Here is a 17318-nt window from a genome sequence, read left to right on the forward strand (position 1 = left end):
ATGACCCGTACGGGATTCGAACCCGTGTTACCGCCGTGAAAGGGCGGTGTCTTAACCGCTTGACCAACGGGCCAATACATGGTGAGCCATGAAGGACTCGAACCTTCGACCCTCTGATTAAAAGTCAGATGCTCTACCAACTGAGCTAATGGCTCTCGGTTTGTGAAAAGTAAATCTGAAGAAGTTGTATTGCGTCAAACCAATCGCTTTAAAAAAGCTGGAACATCGCATCCTAACAAGTTTCAGAGACCTTTGCAACAACGAGATTTATAATATCATAGAATAATTACATATGGCAATACGTTTTTCGACATTTTTTTAAAAAAAGTGTCGGATGTCAAATCTGCTTTCAAAGCCTCCACTTCTGCAACCGCCTTCATTTTACACGTCTTTTCGGATGATCTCTGCCTATTCAAGCACATAGACACGTTTCAGGCCGCTCAAAAATGGCTATACATGAAACAAGTGACATTGTCATTGAAAAAGGAGGAAGCAGTATGAGTTCATTCAAATTAGGAGATAAAATGCCCAACTTTTCACTTCCAACAATACAGGGCGATCACATTGATTTCGACAAACATTTAGAGGAGCATCAAAGCTGGCACCTGATCGTTTTCTTTAGAGGATCTTGGTGTCCGGTATGTGTAGAAGAATTAAAAGAGCTCGAACAGCAGCAGTCCTATTTTCAGGACAAGGATATTCACTTGATGGCGATTTCAACCGATAACCCTGATGACTTGAAGGCATTTGCGGATAAAGAGGGACTGTCCTTCCCGATCATGTATGACCATGACCTCACGTCATTAAAAGCATATGAAGTCCACTATCACGGGGAAGATGCCCCATATGAAGACCACGGGGTGCACGGTGAACCCGCCTATTTCTTATTAAATGAAAAAGGGCAAGTGCTCTATCAGCAAAGACAAACAAGTCCGTTTGGTAGACCGCATGCCAACGAATTACGCAAAATCATTCAGTACATCCGCAAAAACTTAAAAGGCCAATATAAAAGCCTGAAGTAAGGAAAAAGCCCTCGTGATGAGGGCTTTTTTATGAATGTTTTTTGTTAAATAGCCAGTCAGCGGAGAAAAAAACAAGGAGTCCCGCCATTAAAATGACAAAAGTAACCGGTGGCCTGTCACCTTGGAAATACGCGTACAACGCATGCCCTCCTAATGCCAGAAGATAAAAGACAAATGCCGGCACAGCCGCTTTATGTGCATTCGCTTGTTCTCTTTTCGTCATTTTTTTAAAAAACATTGTGTCTATCCCCTTTATGATGCTTTTTTCATCGTCACCCTGCGAAGTGCCCGTGAACGGATATATTCCAATGGTCCAATTCTCCTAACCTTTAGGCAAACTGCTGAAATCGCGATTTGCAGAAGTGAAATCAATAGCCATGCCAATACAATAAGGGGCGCATTGATTTGACCGCCAAGACCCAATCCCCAGCTATAAAAAAGAATGGAGCAGATGACATTTTGCAGGATGTAGCAGCTAAGCGCCATTTTCCCTACATATTCAAACCAATTCCACATGAACCATGACTCCGTGCGTGCGAGGAGCTTCGCAATGACAGCTATATAGAAAATAGAGAGGAATGGTGAAAAGATGTAGCGCACCACAAATTCCACTAGATCGTTCGGAACGAAGACTAGTGCATTCAGCGGCAGACCAACCCACAGTCCAATTCGGAACAATATTTTCCGGAGAGATTGTCCGCGTTCATTTGCATAAAATACACCGGCTCTCATCATCCGCACACCTAATAAAAATAGAAATGTGTTCATTGGAATGATAAAGATCGCTTCTTCTCGGTACATGAAAAAGTATTGTAACCGTTCTTGAACCTGCGAGATCCATGTCTCTGGCAGCTGCTCTTCTAATGCCGGTTCACCGCCTTGATCATCGGCCGCTGACTCCATTTCAGAGGGGGAGTACACCATCAAACATGACATAACGAGTAGATGAATCACACCTGAGAACATCATGCCCTTTTTGATACGCCTGCTGCCTCCCCGTACAATGTAAGCCACAAGCAGCCCAGTAACGGCATAACTCATGAGCACATCATATTCCATCACGAGCGCAAAATGGACAAAGCCTTCGATGAATAAAAATAAAAGAATCCATAAATAAGTGCCCGGCCAAGGCGTGTTTTTCCTTTTTGCCTGCTGGTATTTCAGCTCCAATCCAACACCAAACATGATCGTGAGCAGCGAGAGCATTTTTCCATAAACGAACATGGAGACAAGGCTTTCGAGAAAACTGCCATTTTCATATTCATCCGCAATCTGATCTGTCGCAAAGGTATCTCCTGCATACGCAAAAAACCAGACGTTCGTTCCCAATGTGCCAAGTATAGCAAAACCTCGTAAAATATCTAATAATCGTATTCTTTCTTTCACTAGAACGCTCCTTCCCTCTATACAGTTATCATATTTTGGTAATGATCGGAAGTCCGTTCTACTGAAATTAAGGAATATTTAAACAAAAAAACACCAGTAAAATGCGAGATTTTACTGGTGTCTCATCAATCTATTCTTATGGACGGTACACGCTGCGGACAACGTTCGTTTGTGAACGATCTGGTCCGACTGAGAAAATAGAAAGTGGAATACCTGTTAATTGTGAAATACGCTCTAAATAATGGCGAGCATTTGCAGGCAGTTCACTTAAGTTCTTCACACCTGTAATATCCTCTGTCCATCCAGGCATTTCTTCGTAGACAGGCTCACATTTCGCTAATTCGTTTAGGCTTGCTGGGAATTCCTCTGTGATTTCTCCGTTCAATTTATAAGCAACACAGATTTTCAACTGTTCAATCCCTGTTAGTACATCAATTGAGTTAAGAGATAAATCTGTAATTCCGCTCACACGGCGTGCATGACGGACAACAACGCTGTCAAACCAGCCGACACGGCGCGGGCGTCCAGTTGTCGTACCGTATTCACGGCCAACCTCACGAATTTGATCGCCAATTTCATCATGGAGTTCTGTCGGGAATGGGCCATCTCCAACACGTGTTGTGTACGCTTTTGACACGCCGACCACATGTTGAATTTTCGTTGGTCCTACACCAGAACCAATCGTCACTCCTCCAGCTACTGGGTTAGATGACGTCACAAATGGGTATGTCCCTTGATCGATATCAAGCATGACCCCTTGTGCTCCTTCAAATAGCACGCGGCGGCCTTCATCTAGTGCATCATTCAGAACAACAGATGTGTCTACGACATATTTTTTCACTTGCTGGCCATATTCATAATACTCGTCTAAAATATCTTCAATCTTGAAGCCTTCTGTGTCGTACATTTTCTCTAAAAGACGATTTTTCTCTTCTAGATTACGCGCAAGCTTCTCTTCAAACACTTCACGATCTAATAGATCTGCGACACGGATACCGACGCGAGCTGCTTTGTCCATATAAGCTGGTCCGATTCCTTTTTTCGTCGTGCCGATCTTGTTAGCCCCTTTCCGCTCCTCTTCTACCTCGTCCAATTTTAAATGGTAAGGCAGAATAACATGGGCTCTATTGCTGATTCTGAGGTTATCTGTACTCACATTCCGTTCGTGAAGATACGCAAGCTCAGTGACCAACGCTTTAGGATCAACCACCATTCCATTACCGATGACACAAGTTTTCTCTTTATAAAAAATACCGGATGGAATGAGGTGTAGCTTATAAGTCACTCCATCAAATTTGATCGTGTGACCTGCATTGTTTCCCCCTTGATAACGGGCAATCACCTCTGCATTTTCTGAAAGGAAATCGGTAATTTTCCCTTTCCCTTCGTCACCCCACTGCGTACCTACTACGACTACTGAAGACATATCGTGCACCTCCGTTAACCTTTCAAAACGTTATCTCTTTCAAACACATTTATTTTATCAATGCACAACGAAAAAGTCAACGCGAAATCCGAACATTAATATCTCGAAATCAAATTTTGTTCGCTTTAAATATAAAGAAAAGCGCTTTAATCACTTCTTTAGTGCTTGGAAATGGAGATTTTGAGAAAAAACAACGAATTCCCTATTCTTAATGATATTCAAGCAATTGAATCATCGAACTTGCCATGAAGTCAGGTGAGTACGGTCTTCCTGTCCTCAGCCACCACTCAGCAGTTCCTACATATGCAGAAATGACAAATTGCTTCTGCATATCGAGAGGAACATGCGCCGTATCAGACTTTGAACCAGCAACTCCTTCTAGGCCCAAAGTAAAGCTTTCATCAAAAAAGGCATTGGCGGTCTGATGAATATTAAGCGCTCGTCCTCTTTTTAAGAGAATTTGATACTCCTCTTCATATTCCTGTAAATGTTGATAGAAACGGTAAATATACACATAAGCTTCGTGACCGACTTGCCCATCTTCCTTCTGTACAGGAGCAAAAATAGCGGCTTTCATGATATCGAACATCTCATCCATGACCTGCTGGGCTAAGTCGAACTTATCTTCATAATGCTGATAAAAAGTCGTACGATGAATGCCTGCCGTTTTCGTCAAATCCTGTACAGAAATCTTTGCCCATTCCCTCTCTCTTAGTAACTGAAAGAATGCTTTCCTTAATTGCTGCTTTGATTCAGTTGCCCGCTTATCCCCTCTATAGCAGTCTGCCACGAGCCACTCTCCCCTTCCCATTTTCTTCAACAGATTTCGCTTTTCTGTTGGTTGAATCCTTTCCGTGGATGAATTAACTTTAATCTAACACAATGAAAAAAAGGAATCATCTGACAACCCATAAGGAGTGATGATCGTGGAAACAACAACACCAAATGCTGTGCAAAAAGCGTTAATAAGAGGGAAAAATAAGCAGGATCCGTATCACCCGTTCGATTGGTATGCCAACATGCGTCAAACATCACCTGTTCATTTTGATGAAGCCAGCCAAACATGGAGTGTTTTCACCTATGAAGAAGCAAAACGTGTGACAATCGATAATGATACTTTTTCTAGTCAGCCTCCTAAAGACCGGCGGAAGCATTCCCTGATGAAAACAATGGTGATGATGGACCCACCCAATCACACTCGCATCCGCTCCATTGTAAGCAAAGCCTTTACACCTCGAGTCATAAAATCGTGGGAACCGCGTATTCAACAATTGATGGAAGAACTCATGGCAGAATTAGAAGGAAAACAAGAGATTGACCTTGTTCAAGATATCTCGTATCCACTCCCAGTCATCGTGATCGCAGAGCTTTTAGGTGTGCCGTCAGAGCATAAACAATCCTTTAAAGAATGGTCAGATATTCTCGTCAGTATGCCTAAAAGTGAAAATGAGGAGGATGTCGCTGAATGGCAGAAAATTCGGGACAAAGGAGAAGCTGACATGATGGCGTTTTTTTGCAGACATTATTGAAAGAAAACGTCAAAACCTCGGTGATGATTTGATTTCTCTCCTCATTCAAGCGGAGGAGATTGGAGACAAGCTGTCAGCGGATGAATTAATTCCATTCTGTAATCTTCTTCTTTTAGCTGGGAATGAAACAACCACCAATTTGATCTCCAATTTGATCTTTAGCTTGTTAGAACAGCCAGGTACGTATGAAGCGCTCGCTCAATCTCCTGAACTTATTCCTCGTGCGGTGGAGGAAGCTGTCCGTTTTCGTGCACCAGCTCCTACGATCGTCCGCTATGTCACAGTAGACACAGAGCTCGGAGGAAAAATGTTGAAAAAGGGAGACAATGTCATTGTGTTTCTTGCGTCTGCCAACAGGGATGAACGTCAATTTTCAAACGCACATGAATTTGATATACACCGCCACCCTAACCCTCATATTGGTTTCGGACACGGCATCCATTTCTGTCTCGGCGCACCCCTTGCCCGTCTTGAAGCATGTACTGCCATAAAGACCTTAATGGAACGATATAAGGAGCTGGAGCTTCTCTCTTACGTTCCAATGACAAGCAGCAGTATGTATGGATTGAAAGAGCTGAAACTGCGTGTGACACCTCATTCATAACAGAAAAGACTCCCGCGCATGGGAGTCTTTTTTAAACGGGGGTGATTCCATCTGTATTCATCAGCACAACCCGGTACCCATCTGGGTCTTCAATGGTTGCTCCTCCCCGGTCCCAGTATGGATTCGTTGAGGTGACATGCCGTCCGCCAAATGAAATCAATCTCTCTTTCATTTGCTGAAATTCCTCTTCATCCGGAATATAGAAAACAAGCAGCTGTTCTGGATGCGGGACGGGCAGGCTTTCTTCTTCTTCATGTTTGGTGATTTCTAAATGAACATGCTGGTGAGGCAGCCCGAGCATCACACCATCGTACCCTTCATGCTGATCAAATGAGCCTATTCGTTTAAGCCCTAAGCCTTCTTCATAAAAGGAAACAACCTCTTTCATGTTGACGGTTGGGCGTGCGATACGTAATTGAGCGGCTTCAAACTGTTGAAATTTCATCAGTCTTCACTCCTTTTCTCCTTTTAGTATACGCTTTCTCTTTTTCTCTCTCCTCCTCATATTGACTGTTTTTTCAATCATTCTTTCGATGTAGATCAATCAAAAAAAGCCCAGCTTCTTGAGCTGGGCTTTAAGCACCGGGCGGAACACCCGCATCATCAAATCTTCTTTCCAGGTTGACGAATTTGTTATATTCTTTGACGAACGCCAGTGATACTGTACCAACTGGACCGTTACGCTGTTTGGCAATAATGATTTCGATAATGTTCTTATTCTCTGATTCTTTGTCATAGTAATCATCACGATAAAGGAATGCCACGATATCGGCATCCTGCTCAATACTTCCTGATTCACGAATATCAGACATCATCGGACGTTTGTCCTGACGCTGCTCAACCCCACGTGAAAGCTGAGACAAGGCAATAACCGGAACTTCAAGCTCCCTTGCCAGCGATTTTAATGCCCTAGAGATTTCAGAAACCTCCTGCTGACGGTTATCACTTGATCGTCCGCTCCCTTGAATGAGCTGCAAGTAGTCAATCAGAATCATGCCAAGACCATTTTCTTGCTTCAAGCGGCGGCATTTCGAGCGAATTTCACTTACTCTGATTCCAGGTGTATCATCAATGAAAATCCCGCTGTTTGACAGCGAGCCCATCGCCATTGTCAGCTTGCCCCAGTCCTCTTCTGTCAGATTACCGGTTCTTAGGTTCTGTGCATTGATATTCCCCTCTGCACACAGCATACGCATGACGAGCTGCTCCGCACCCATCTCTAAACTAAAGATGGCGACACTTTCGTCCGTTTTGGTCGCGACATTTTGGGCAATGTTCAATGCGAAGGCGGTTTTCCCTACTGATGGACGAGCCGCTACAATGATTAAATCATTTCGCTGGAATCCAGCTGTCATCCGGTCAAGCTCAGAGAAACCCGTTGGAATCCCTGTGATATCGCCTTTGCGGTTATGAAGCTGTTCAATATTATCGTATGTTTGAACAAGAACGTCCTTAATGTTTTGAAAGGCTCCTGAGTTTTTACGCTGCGCCACTTCCATAATGGTCTTTTCAGCATCACTCAACAGGTCTTCTACTTCATCCTCACGCGTGTACCCATCCTGTGCAATGGTTGTCGCCGTACGGATCAGACGTCTTAAAATGGATTTCTCTTCTACAATTTTTGCATAGTATTCAATGTTTGCGGCAGTTGGGACCGAGTTCGCAATATCGGTTAAATACGAAATCCCGCCTACCTCTTCTAGTAAATCTGTATTGGCAAGCTCAGATGTCACCGTGACAAGATCGACCGGTTCTCCTCTATCGCCAAGTATAAGCATCGCATTGTAAATCTTTTGATGCGACATTCTATAGAAATCCTCTGGAATTAATACCTCAGAAGCGAGCGTTAGCGCAGATGGTTCTAAAAAAACAGCACCTAATACGGCCTGCTCGGCTTCTATATTTTGCGGCGGCAGCCGGTCATCGAGAAGTTCCGTCATGCCAAGCACCGTCCTTTCATAAAAAAATACGCTACTCATCATTTTAACATTTTCATCAATAAAAAAGTGAAAAACATCGACTATAGTCAAAATTACCATGAGGATGTTTCGTTGAACAGCGAAACAGCGCACTTCAATAGAAAAGACTCTGTAACATAAATTGTTATAGAGTCCTTTATTAACGGTATCTGGCTTTGTACCTGTCGTCGTCCACGTTTTGTTAATCTATTGTTCTCTTAATCCCATAATTCTCTTTTTGTCCAATGTCTTGTAAAGAGCCATTTTGATAACCAATAGATAGCACCAAATCGGGAATAGAATCAAACCCGTTTTTCGCTAGGTCAAATAGTTGTGCACCATAATGTGAAGCAGCAATGCGTGCATTTTCAGCTGTGTATGGATTTTTCAGGAGTTCTTCTTTGTATAGATCAAAAATATTCGTTCCTTTATCCGTTACAAATTGACCGTTTACAATGCTTAAATCTTTTAAATTGTAGCCTGTCACCGTTTTGATTTGATTAACAAGGTGGAACTTTGCCAGAGAATCCGGTGTGAATTGAGTAGAATCATCATTTCTGCTTTTCATGATATGGAAAAATAGTTCTCTTGTATTGTTGGTTGTATTTAATAGGTCTTCTATCTGTTTCATCAAAGATTCGTCTTTTGAACCACTTACCACTAATTTAAAATTGTTCGGGTCAATGATAAAAGTGAGATTTGTGTTTTTAGGAATGGTTATACCGTTTTTAGAGAATAAATCTTGTAATTGTTCGTTCACTTTTTGACGATTGAGTATTTTCTTTTCTACACTTTCTTGCGTAGGATCGTACCGTTTTTCATTACGGAAGGCGGCATCATTAGAATTATAATGCCCTCCTGTTCCACTATTAGCCCATCCAATTTCAATAGAGTAAGCCGCCTCTCTTTCCGGTTTGGTTAAATCATTTCTATAATAAGGGGAATGTGGATTTCGATACTTATCAAATATATGACCATGAGGGTCTTGGAATCGTTTATTTTGTTCATTAATTTTTTCGTATTTTTCATCTAATATTTTCATTCGTCTATCAGCTTCTGTCATCACCTCATTTGTACTTTTAATAGCTGAATGGCTATTGAAGTCCGGAAGGTTCTGCTTATTTAGAATGGCTGTCGTGTTAGATGTATTTATCTTCACTTTGATACTCCGTAATTCACCTTTTGTCCAATGTCATATAAGGAGCCGTTTTGGTAACCAATAGATAACACCAAATCTGGAATAGAATCAAACCCGTTTTTCGCTAGATCAAATAGCTGTGCTCCGTAATGTGAAGCGGCAATGCGCGCATTTTCTGCTGTGTATGGATTTTTCAGGAGTTCTTCTTTGTATAGATCAAAAATATTCGCTCCGTTATCCGTTACAAATTGACCATTTACAATGCTTAAATCCTTTAAATTGTAGCCTGTCACCGTTTTGATTTGATTAACAAGGTGGAACTTTGCTAGTGAATCCGGTGTGAATTGAGTAGAATCATCATTTCTGCTTTTCATAATATGAAAAAATAGTTCTCTTGTATTGTTGGTTGTATTTAATAGATCTTCTATTTGTTTCATCAGCGATTCGTCTTTTGAACCACTTACCACTAATTTAAAATTGTTCGGGTCAATGGTAAAGGTTAAATTCGTGTTTTTAGGAATGGTTATACCGTTTTTAGAGAATAAATCTTGTAATTGTTCGTTCACTTTTTGACGATTGAGTATTTTCTTTTCTACACTTTCTTGTGTAGGATCGTACCGTTTTTCATTACGGAAGATGGCGTCATTAAAGTCATATTGACCTCCTTTTCCAGAATTAGCCCAGCCAATCTCCATAGTATAAGCAGCTTCTCTCTCTACTTTAGTTAGATCACTCCTGAAATAAGGAGAGCGTGGATTTCGATACTTATCGTGTATATGACTATGAGGATTTTTGAAACGTTTATTTTGTTCATTTATTTTTTGGTATTTTTCATCTAGTATTTTCATCCGTCTATCAGCTTCGGTCATCACCTCATTTGTACTTTTAATAGCTGATTGACCTTTATCGTCTATTCGGTTCTGATTGTTTGAAGGTATCGTATATGACGTATTAATATTCATTTTGATTCTCCTTTTTTAAAAAAATTAGTGATTATTAAATATATCGGCAATTAAGTTAAAATTTGTTAGTTTTGATCCGATATAGTAATTATTACAAGGAGGGTTAAAATATGACAAATACTATCTTCAAACGTTTTTTATTACCTGCATTATTATTAGTGCTTGTTACTAGTTTTTTTGCACCTCATTCAGCAGAAGCGGCTATTACAGGGAATAACAGTCCTAACACAGCAAGTTTAATGGGATATTGGAAAAACAGTCGTCCAGATACAACAATCTTACCTGAAGGGGAAAATGAAGCGTATTATCAGTTCACGATCAATAAGGGTGAAAGGGTTTATGTGAGAAGTTCATATGATAAGCAATATACGGGGATGAAAATCGAAGTGTATAATTCAAAGAGTTCTAAGCCAGGATCAAGAGTCATTAATCCTGATTCAATAACGCCCTTTATTTTTGCAAATACTGGTGACGTTACTTCAACTTCAGAAACTTATTTTGTGAAAGTGACCCGTGGTACATATACAGGGAATATGTACTTTACTGTTTCCATTCAAGATCGTATCAAATCTGGGAATGGGACATTCAATTTTATCGGGACTGCTACCAACTTGGGGAATTCCTCTTTGAATCTAGCAGGAGTTGATTCTTCTGTCATTACAATGGATTTAACGACCAATTCTTCTATTCCTAATAATGCTATCGTAAAATCAATTACGACAACTAGTACCCAAACACCAAACCAAGGAAATGTCACACACAAACTGATGGCTGATGAAAACAAGATTTGGAACCAATCACTTTTTTCATCTGCAACAAGTGGTTCTTACCGTATTTCTCTGGATGATCAATTAAAAGTCGCGCAAAAATGGAGCTTTAAGTACAACGCAAAGGCTACAGCGAGATCTACTATGAGCAATGTCAAAGCCGATATTCGTTACGAATATGATGTCACAGATGGCTTCTAATTGAATGGTGTTTGCAGAAAAAAAGTAAGGGGACATCCCTTACTTTTTTAATTGCCGCATTTTTGATGCTATATGATCTTTTGCCACTCTTAAAACAGCACCGTCCTTCCATAAGAAATTATTGGGGTTTTTGCTTGAGGGCGTGTTGAAAGAGGAGTACGGTGATCATATCGGTGGCCCGCTGGTATAAATCCCATTGTTCATAGGCCGCAAATGACATCCGTATTTCATGTAATGACTGTTTCATTTCATGATATTCTTCCACTGTAAACGTTTTTGTCAGTTTGAGCTGATTTTCATGCAGTTTTAGCCTCAGCTTTCCTAATGAAGTTTTCATTCTGCCTACATTCCCTTCGATCTTGTCTTCCTTAGAAAATTGTATATGAATTTACGTATAATATTGAATAAGTTGTGAGATATGATCACCAGCTTTTCGAAAAATTCTCCTCTTTTTTCCTAAAAATACAAGAAGGTCTATAGACTTATTTTTCCTCAAAATGATTTCAAGAAGAAAAACCTATATATATTCCTGAATCAAACAGAAGAAAATGGTAAATATCCCGAGACGGTCAAGGTCTTTTGGCATTTCTCCTCTTTTTAAATGACTCAGTCCGGCATTCCCTATTTCCATTCATTTGGTAGTTATTTAGTCCTTTATTTTCATAATATTTAGATTAAATGATCAACTACACGACTTAATGAACATTTGACTTCATAATTGATAACCATTATCATTTGATTTGCTTGCGTGATAATTGAGAATCATTTTCATTTCAATTCTATTACTACACTCATCCTATATCCGCAAGCCTGCTTTTATCATCGTATGAGAGTCATTTTGAGGAAGGGGATTTTTACACATGTCCAAACGCCCTGAAGGAATGGGTACTGAGGATTCACTTTTCGGAGAAAGCCGGCCTTTTTTTATACCGGGGACGGAGCAACTGGATATCACAGCACACCCATACAGACTTTTTATATTTAAACCGAATACTACTCCTCCAGCGGCTGGTTTTCCAGTCATGTACGTGCTTGATGGGAATTCACTTTTTGGCACAATGGTCGAAGCACTTCGTTTACAGTCGAGAAGACCGGAAAAAACAGGTGTCGTACCTGCCATCATTGTCGGAATTGGCTATCAGACAGAAGCGCCCTATCATCCGCTCAGGCATTATGATCTCACTTTAACCGGCCCTGACGCTTCCATTGGTGGCAAAAGACAGGACTTCTCCAACCATACATATGGCGGCGCCTCTGCGTTCTTTTCTTTTTTAGAAAAGATTGTAAAGCCTTATATCGAGCAGCGCTTTCCGATCAACCAGAGTCGTCAAACACTGTTTGGGCATTCTCTTGGTGGTCTTTTTGTATTAAACACACTATTTGAGCACCCTGATGCTTATCAGACATATATTGCAGGCAGTCCTTCTATCCACTGGAACAAAAAATTATTTCTAGAAAAAGAATACCAATTCACTAGCCATATACGTCAGCTGTCTATGGATGCCAGGCTGCTTGTAGGTGTAGGTGAATTAGAAAAACATCATCCATGTCAAATGAATGATCATGCACATGCACTAGCAAATCGGATGCTGTCTTTATCTTCATATGGCTTGCATACGGCCTATCACGAGTTCCCTGAAGAAGGACATACGTCCGTTTTACCAGTGCTGATGAATTACGCTTTTCGTTTTGCACTCTATCATGATGATCCTTTCACAACCACAGACATGAAGGAAAGGCAGTGAACACATGAAACACAGTAGTCTATCTCAAAAAATTGCCCTGATCACAGGCGCAGGACAAGGTATTGGACAAGCAGTCGCAAAAAGACTAGCCGAGGAAGGTGCGATTATTGCAGCAGTTGACGCAAATGAAGATCAGCTGCAAAGCACCGTCAGGCAAATGAATGATGAAGGCATACGTGCCTTTGCCTATCCAGGGGACATCACCGATCAAGCTTCTGTTCAGCACATTGTTGATCAAATTGAAAAGCAGCTTGGACCCATTTATTTACTGGTCAATGTAGCAGGCATTCTTCGAATCAGTTCTATTGACCAGCTTAGTGCAGATGACTGGCAACAAACTTTCGCAGTCAACACACACGGTGTCTTTTACGTATCTCAAGCTGTCTCCAAATACATGGTGAAAAGATCAGAAGGGGTCATTGTGACCGTCAGCTCTAACGCAGGTGCCATCCCTAGAGTGAATATGGCTGCCTATGCCGCCTCGAAAGCAGCAGCTACTTCCTTTACAAAAACACTTGGATTAGAGCTGGCAGCCTACGGAATCAGATGCAACATCGTCTCTCCTGGCTCTACCGCAACACCTATGCAATGGGCTTTATGGGCTGATGAACAAGGAGAAGATCAGGTGATTAAAGGCTCATTAGAGACGTATAAAACCGGTATTCCTTTACAAAAAATCGCTGATCCTCAAAACATCGCTGATGCAGTCATTTTCTTTGCATCTGAGCAATCCAGTCATATTACGATGCAGACTCTCACGATTGATGGTGGCGCAACACTCGGAATCTAGCATTTCATTCAAAAGGAGGCCTTTTCATGAAACATTCATTATTGTCGTCAAAAGAAAAAGTACAGTTGCTTAAAGACTATCAGCCAGGCGCTTTTTTCCTTGCTTCCCCTAAACGCACGATACTTGCCGAAGGGATATTCAAGCATATTGAAACCAATCAACTAAATGAACTATCCACAAAGGTAGCGCACGTATTTGACGCTGCCAAACAAGCTGGTATTCAAGCACCGATTGTTGCTGGTGCTGTCCCGTTTGATCCAGTGCAGCCCGTTCGTTTAAATGTGCCAGTCCATGTACAGTTTAGTGATCCACTCGAATTTCAACAAGCTGATGAGGAACCAGAAGCTGCATCTCCATCTTATGAGGTGACACCTGTCCCTGCTCCAGATGTCTACATGGAAGGTGTGAACGAAGGGTTAGCTAAAATTGAGAGCGGAGAGCTTAGCAAAATCGTACTCTCTCGATCCCTCCATCTCAAATCAAATCAAGAAATTCATACGAAAGCAATACTCGAACGACTGGCTCGCCATAATACGACTGGCTATACGTTTGCTACAAATGTAGCTGACCCGGCATCTTCCGAAAAGCGAACACTTCTTGGGGCAAGTCCTGAGCTGCTTCTTTCAAAAACTGGTTCATCTGTGATTTCCAATCCACTCGCTGGTTCTCGGCCCCGCAGTTCAGATCCAGTAGAAGACAAGCGCCGTCACGATGAACTCCTTACTTCAGCGAAGGATTTACACGAGCATGCAGTGGTTGTCGAAGCTGTCACTAAAGCGCTTGCTCCTTACTGTCATACACTAGATGTGCCTGCATCACCCTCCGTCATACAAACAGAAACGATGTGGCATTTATCTACTGTCGTAAAAGGTGAATTAGCAGATCCAAATGTGTCCTCAATTGATATAGCGCTGAGCCTTCATCCAACACCTGCAGTATGCGGAACACCTACAGCAGATGCACGTGAAGCCATCCAAGCAATCGAACCCTTCGATCGAGGATTTTTCACAGGAATGATCGGCTGGGCAGATGAAAATGGTGATGGTGATTGGATTGTCACCATTCGTTGTGCAGAAGCTGAGGGTCACTCCCTTCGCCTTTTTGCTGGTGCAGGAGTGGTCAAAGGGTCAAAGGCAGAAGAAGAGCTAGCTGAAACATCTGCAAAATTCAACACAATGCTTCATGCGATGGGCATCCATCAGCTATAAAAATTCTTAGGAGATGACAAAAACATGTTTGTTCAACCACCTACATGGCCAGAAGAATTTGCAAAACGCTACCGTGAAAACGGCTGTTGGCGTGGGGAAACCTTTGGCGGTATGCTTCGTGCACGTGCCGCATCGTTAGGAAATAAAACAGCGATTACATACGCTGATACGCACATGAGCTACCAAGAACTCGATGAGCGCGTCAGCAGTCTTGCTGCCGGTTTTCATCAGCTTGGCATTCAAAAAGGAAGTCGAGTTGTCGTGCAGCTTCCGAACATTCCTGCTTTTTTTGAGGTCATTTTCGCTTTATTTCGAATCGGTGCTTTACCCGTCTTCTCTCTGCCGTCTCATAGAAGCAGTGAAATCACTTATTTTATTGAGTTTGCCGAAGCAGACGCATATGTCATACCGGATATCGATGGCGGCTTTGATTATCGAACACTCGCACGTCAAGTGAAAGAAAAGCTTCCCTCATTACCTCATGTCATTGTTGCAGGGGAAGCTGAGGAATTCCTTGGCTTAGATGATCTGCGCAAGGACCCAGCACTTGATCCGCACATTCATGTAGAGGCAAGCGATATTGCATTTCTTCAGTTATCTGGAGGCAGCACAGGCCTTTCTAAGCTGATCCCTCGCACGCATGATGACTATATTTATAGTCTTTGGAAAAGCAATGAGGTGTGCGAGCTCACGCAAGAAAGTGTGTATCTAGCTGCACTTCCAGTTGCACACAACTATCCATTAAGCTCGCCTGGAGTCCTTGGGACGTTATACGCAGGCGGAAGAGTCGTTCTTGCACCTGGATCAAGCCCTGATGTAATCTTTCCACTCATTGAAAAAGAACGGGCGACCATTACCGCTGTCGTTCCACCTATCGCATTGATTTGGCTAGAGGCCGCTCCTCATCGATCAGATGACTTATCGAGTCTTGAAGTCTTACAAGTCGGCGGTGCTAAATTCAGTGCTGAGGCAGCAAAACGAGTGATGCCTGCCCTTGGATGTAAGTTACAGCAAGTTTTTGGCATGGCAGAAGGTCTGGTCAACTATACCAGATTAGATGATCCTGAACATGTCATTATTCATACACAAGGACGCCCGATGTCTGAATATGATGAGGTACTAGTGGTTGATGATGAGGACAAGCCCGTCTCGCATGAAGTGGCTGGACATCTTTTAACAAGAGGACCTTATACGATTCGCGGCTACTATAAAGCCGATGAACAAAACAAAAAAGCATTTACACCCGATGGCTTTTACAGAACAGGTGACATCGTGCGATTAACCAAAGAAGGAAATGTTGTTGTAGAAGGCAGAGACAAGGATCAAATCAATCGTGGCGGTGAAAAGGTTGCCGCTGAAGAAGTTGAAAACCATTTACTTGCGCATGCTGACATTCATGATGCCGCCATGGTATCCATGCCGGATCCATTTCTTGGCGAACGCTCATGTGCCTTTGTTATCGCGAAAGGAAACAACAAACCAGCACCGCACGTCTTAAAATCATTTCTAAGAGAACGCGGGCTCGCAGCCTATAAAATTCCTGACCGCATTGAATGGATCGATGCGTTCCCACAAACAGGTGTAGGCAAAGTCAGTAAAAAAGCATTAAGAGAATTAGCTGCAACCCATACTGCCAACGTATAAAAATGAGGAGTGAAAACCATGGCAATCCCTACTATTCCTGCGTATCCAATGCCAGGCACACAAGATTTACCAGAAAATAAAGTGAACTGGATACCAGATCCGAAACGTGCTGTTCTGCTGATACATGACATGCAGCAATATTTTTTAAATGCATTTCAACAAGATACATCACCGATTACAGAATTAGTTCAGCATATTGAACAATTACGTGATACATGCAATGAACTTGGCATTCCAGTCGTCTATACAGCACAGCCTGGTGACCAAGACCCGAAAGATCGTGCCCTATTAACAGATTTTTGGGGACCTGGACTTGGTGATGATGAAGCATTGACAAAAATCATTGATCAGCTTGCTCCATCTGAGGAAGATACAATGCTGACAAAATGGCGATATAGTGCATTCAAGAAATCTAATTTTTTGGAAATTCTTCAAGAAGGCGGACGTGATCAACTGATCATTACTGGCGTATATGCACATATTGGCTGTATGCTGACAGCCGCAGAAGCATTTATGCTCGATATTGAAACCTTTTTTGTCGCCGATGCCGTCGCTGACTTTTCACTTAAGCATCACAAAATGGCGATGACCTATGCAGCTGAACGCTGTGCAGTCACCACAACCACAAATCAAATCATTCGTCGTTTAACAGGACAGGAAGCAGAAAGTGATGAGCTATCCTTTGAGGCCATTCTTCAGCAAGTAGCTGAGTATCTCCAAATGGAGCCGAATGAAATACCGCTTGACGAGAATCTCGTCTACCTTGGACTTGATTCTATTAGAATGATGAGCCTAGCAGAAAAGTGGAGACAACAAGGAGCGACAGTCAATTTCGTTGAGCTTGCAGCAAATCCAACACTCGCTCATTGGCGGACTCTTCTTTTCCCAGACAAACAGCCATCTATTCCAAATATCGATTACTTGTAAAGGAGGTATAG

At 42.0% G+C, this 17318-nt stretch carries 16 protein-coding genes, 2 tRNA genes and 1 pseudogene; 8 read left to right on the plus strand and 11 right to left on the minus strand.

All coding sequences use genetic code 11. The features are described from left to right. Window position 1 precedes the first annotated feature (1 nt). Both C9414_RS17770 and C9414_RS17775 read right to left on the minus strand, forming a co-directional pair. Window positions 2-73 (minus strand) — tRNA-Glu (locus tag C9414_RS17770). A 6-nt stretch (window positions 74-79) separates the two neighbouring features. Beyond that, a tRNA-Lys gene (locus tag C9414_RS17775) sits at window positions 80-155 on the minus strand. A gap of 342 nt (window positions 156-497) precedes the next feature. Between C9414_RS17775 and C9414_RS17780 the strand changes: the two genes are divergently transcribed. Further along, window positions 498-1022, plus strand: a complete 525-nt coding sequence (locus C9414_RS17780) for a peroxiredoxin family protein (RefSeq protein ID WP_024424031.1) — start codon at window positions 498-500, stop codon at window positions 1020-1022. Window positions 1023-1050: 28 nt separating this feature from the next. Here the strand turns inward: C9414_RS17780 and C9414_RS17785 are convergent, their stop codons facing one another. The 4 genes from C9414_RS17785 to C9414_RS17800 form a co-directional block, all read right to left on the minus strand. Continuing rightward, window positions 1051-1260: a hypothetical protein gene (locus tag C9414_RS17785; protein ID WP_047203206.1), complete on the minus strand. Its 210-nt coding sequence runs from the start codon at window positions 1258-1260 to the stop codon at window positions 1051-1053. 14 nt (window positions 1261-1274) lie between these two features. Then, complete coding sequence (locus C9414_RS17790) at window positions 1275-2408, minus strand: DUF418 domain-containing protein (RefSeq protein WP_107164207.1); 1134 nt, start codon at window positions 2406-2408, stop codon at window positions 1275-1277. Window positions 2409-2544: 136 nt separating this feature from the next. Next, window positions 2545-3834, minus strand: coding sequence for an adenylosuccinate synthase (locus C9414_RS17795; RefSeq protein ID WP_107164208.1), 1290 nt, complete (start codon window positions 3832-3834; stop codon window positions 2545-2547). A gap of 208 nt (window positions 3835-4042) precedes the next feature. Further along, complete coding sequence (locus C9414_RS17800) at window positions 4043-4624, minus strand: TetR/AcrR family transcriptional regulator (RefSeq protein ID WP_107164209.1); 582 nt, start codon at window positions 4622-4624, stop codon at window positions 4043-4045. Window positions 4625-4754: 130 nt separating this feature from the next. Between C9414_RS17800 and C9414_RS17805 the strand changes: the two are divergent. Further along, window positions 4755-5967: pseudogene (locus C9414_RS17805) on the plus strand (cytochrome P450). A gap of 31 nt (window positions 5968-5998) precedes the next feature. On the opposite strand, the gene C9414_RS17810 reads toward C9414_RS17805, so the two are convergent. The 4 genes from C9414_RS17810 to C9414_RS17825 form a co-directional block, all read right to left on the minus strand. Further along, window positions 5999-6412 (minus strand): VOC family protein, encoded by a 414-nt coding sequence (locus C9414_RS17810; RefSeq protein WP_047203210.1) that lies wholly within the window; start codon window positions 6410-6412, stop codon window positions 5999-6001. Between the two features lie 130 nt (window positions 6413-6542). Further along, on the minus strand, window positions 6543-7907 hold the full coding sequence (dnaB, locus tag C9414_RS17815; protein WP_024424034.1) for a replicative DNA helicase: 1365 nt from the start codon (window positions 7905-7907) through the stop codon (window positions 6543-6545). A 220-nt stretch (window positions 7908-8127) separates the two neighbouring features. After that, window positions 8128-9084 carry a DUF4885 family protein gene (locus C9414_RS17820; protein WP_107164210.1) on the minus strand — a complete coding sequence of 319 codons (957 nt, stop codon included), beginning with the start codon at window positions 9082-9084 and terminating at the stop codon, window positions 8128-8130. After that, window positions 9081-10025 carry a DUF4885 family protein gene (locus C9414_RS17825; RefSeq protein ID WP_107164211.1) on the minus strand — a complete coding sequence of 315 codons (945 nt, stop codon included), beginning with the start codon at window positions 10023-10025 and terminating at the stop codon, window positions 9081-9083. The genes C9414_RS17820 and C9414_RS17825 overlap by 4 nt, the downstream gene beginning before the upstream one ends. A gap of 110 nt (window positions 10026-10135) precedes the next feature. Between C9414_RS17825 and C9414_RS17830 the strand changes: the two genes are divergently transcribed. Then, window positions 10136-10993 carry a hypothetical protein gene (locus C9414_RS17830; protein WP_107164212.1) on the plus strand — a complete coding sequence of 286 codons (858 nt, stop codon included), beginning with the start codon at window positions 10136-10138 and terminating at the stop codon, window positions 10991-10993. A gap of 118 nt (window positions 10994-11111) precedes the next feature. Here C9414_RS17830 and C9414_RS17835 read toward each other — a convergent pair whose 3' ends face one another. Further along, on the minus strand, window positions 11112-11330 hold the full coding sequence (locus tag C9414_RS17835) for a hypothetical protein (RefSeq protein WP_047203203.1): 219 nt from the start codon (window positions 11328-11330) through the stop codon (window positions 11112-11114). A 523-nt stretch (window positions 11331-11853) separates the two neighbouring features. Between C9414_RS17835 and C9414_RS17840 the strand changes: the two genes are divergently transcribed. The 5 genes from C9414_RS17840 to C9414_RS17860 are packed head-to-tail and all read left to right on the plus strand — an operon-like array spanning window position 11854 to window position 17307. Next, complete coding sequence (locus C9414_RS17840) at window positions 11854-12738, plus strand: alpha/beta hydrolase (RefSeq protein ID WP_107164213.1); 885 nt, start codon at window positions 11854-11856, stop codon at window positions 12736-12738. Window positions 12739-12742: 4 nt separating this feature from the next. Continuing rightward, window positions 12743-13528, plus strand: a complete 786-nt coding sequence (locus tag C9414_RS17845; RefSeq protein ID WP_107164214.1) for a 2,3-dihydro-2,3-dihydroxybenzoate dehydrogenase — start codon at window positions 12743-12745, stop codon at window positions 13526-13528. Window positions 13529-13554: 26 nt separating this feature from the next. Beyond that, a complete protein-coding gene (dhbC, locus tag C9414_RS17850) occupies window positions 13555-14736 on the plus strand; it encodes an isochorismate synthase DhbC (protein WP_107164215.1) in 1182 nt (393 codons plus the stop codon). A 24-nt stretch (window positions 14737-14760) separates the two neighbouring features. After that, window positions 14761-16380 (plus strand): (2,3-dihydroxybenzoyl)adenylate synthase, encoded by a 1620-nt coding sequence (locus tag C9414_RS17855; RefSeq protein ID WP_047203199.1) that lies wholly within the window; start codon window positions 14761-14763, stop codon window positions 16378-16380. A gap of 18 nt (window positions 16381-16398) precedes the next feature. Beyond that, the gene (locus tag C9414_RS17860) at window positions 16399-17307 is read left to right on the plus strand and encodes an isochorismatase family protein (protein ID WP_107164216.1); all 909 of its coding nucleotides are present in this window, start codon (window positions 16399-16401) and stop codon (window positions 17305-17307) included. Window positions 17308-17318 lie beyond the last annotated feature (11 nt).

This window comes from Bacillus sp. Nf3 (assembly GCF_003028545.1).
Lineage (GTDB): Bacteria > Bacillota > Bacilli > Bacillales > Bacillaceae > Bacillus > Bacillus safensis.

What these genes read in the sequence shown, in the direction of transcription:
- C9414_RS17780 (WP_024424031.1), top strand. Translation starts at nt 498, where the DNA reads ATGAGTTCATTCAAATTAGGAGATAAAATGCCCAACTTTTCACTTCCA.
- C9414_RS17785 (WP_047203206.1), bottom strand. Translation starts at nt 1,260, where the DNA reads ATGTTTTTTAAAAAAATGACGAAAAGAGAACAAGCGAATGCACATAAA.
- C9414_RS17795 (WP_107164208.1), bottom strand. Translation starts at nt 3,834, where the DNA reads ATGTCTTCAGTAGTCGTAGTAGGTACGCAGTGGGGTGACGAAGGGAAA.
- C9414_RS17810 (WP_047203210.1), bottom strand. Translation starts at nt 6,412, where the DNA reads ATGAAATTTCAACAGTTTGAAGCCGCTCAATTACGTATCGCACGCCCA.
- dnaB (WP_024424034.1), bottom strand. Translation starts at nt 7,907, where the DNA reads ATGACGGAACTTCTCGATGACCGGCTGCCGCCGCAAAATATAGAAGCC.
- C9414_RS17825 (WP_107164211.1), bottom strand. Translation starts at nt 10,025, where the DNA reads ATGAATATTAATACGTCATATACGATACCTTCAAACAATCAGAACCGA.
- C9414_RS17830 (WP_107164212.1), top strand. Translation starts at nt 10,136, where the DNA reads ATGACAAATACTATCTTCAAACGTTTTTTATTACCTGCATTATTATTA.
- C9414_RS17835 (WP_047203203.1), bottom strand. Translation starts at nt 11,330, where the DNA reads ATGAAAACTTCATTAGGAAAGCTGAGGCTAAAACTGCATGAAAATCAG.
- C9414_RS17840 (WP_107164213.1), top strand. Translation starts at nt 11,854, where the DNA reads ATGTCCAAACGCCCTGAAGGAATGGGTACTGAGGATTCACTTTTCGGA.
- C9414_RS17845 (WP_107164214.1), top strand. Translation starts at nt 12,743, where the DNA reads ATGAAACACAGTAGTCTATCTCAAAAAATTGCCCTGATCACAGGCGCA.
- dhbC (WP_107164215.1), top strand. Translation starts at nt 13,555, where the DNA reads ATGAAACATTCATTATTGTCGTCAAAAGAAAAAGTACAGTTGCTTAAA.
- C9414_RS17855 (WP_047203199.1), top strand. Translation starts at nt 14,761, where the DNA reads ATGTTTGTTCAACCACCTACATGGCCAGAAGAATTTGCAAAACGCTAC.
- C9414_RS17860 (WP_107164216.1), top strand. Translation starts at nt 16,399, where the DNA reads ATGGCAATCCCTACTATTCCTGCGTATCCAATGCCAGGCACACAAGAT.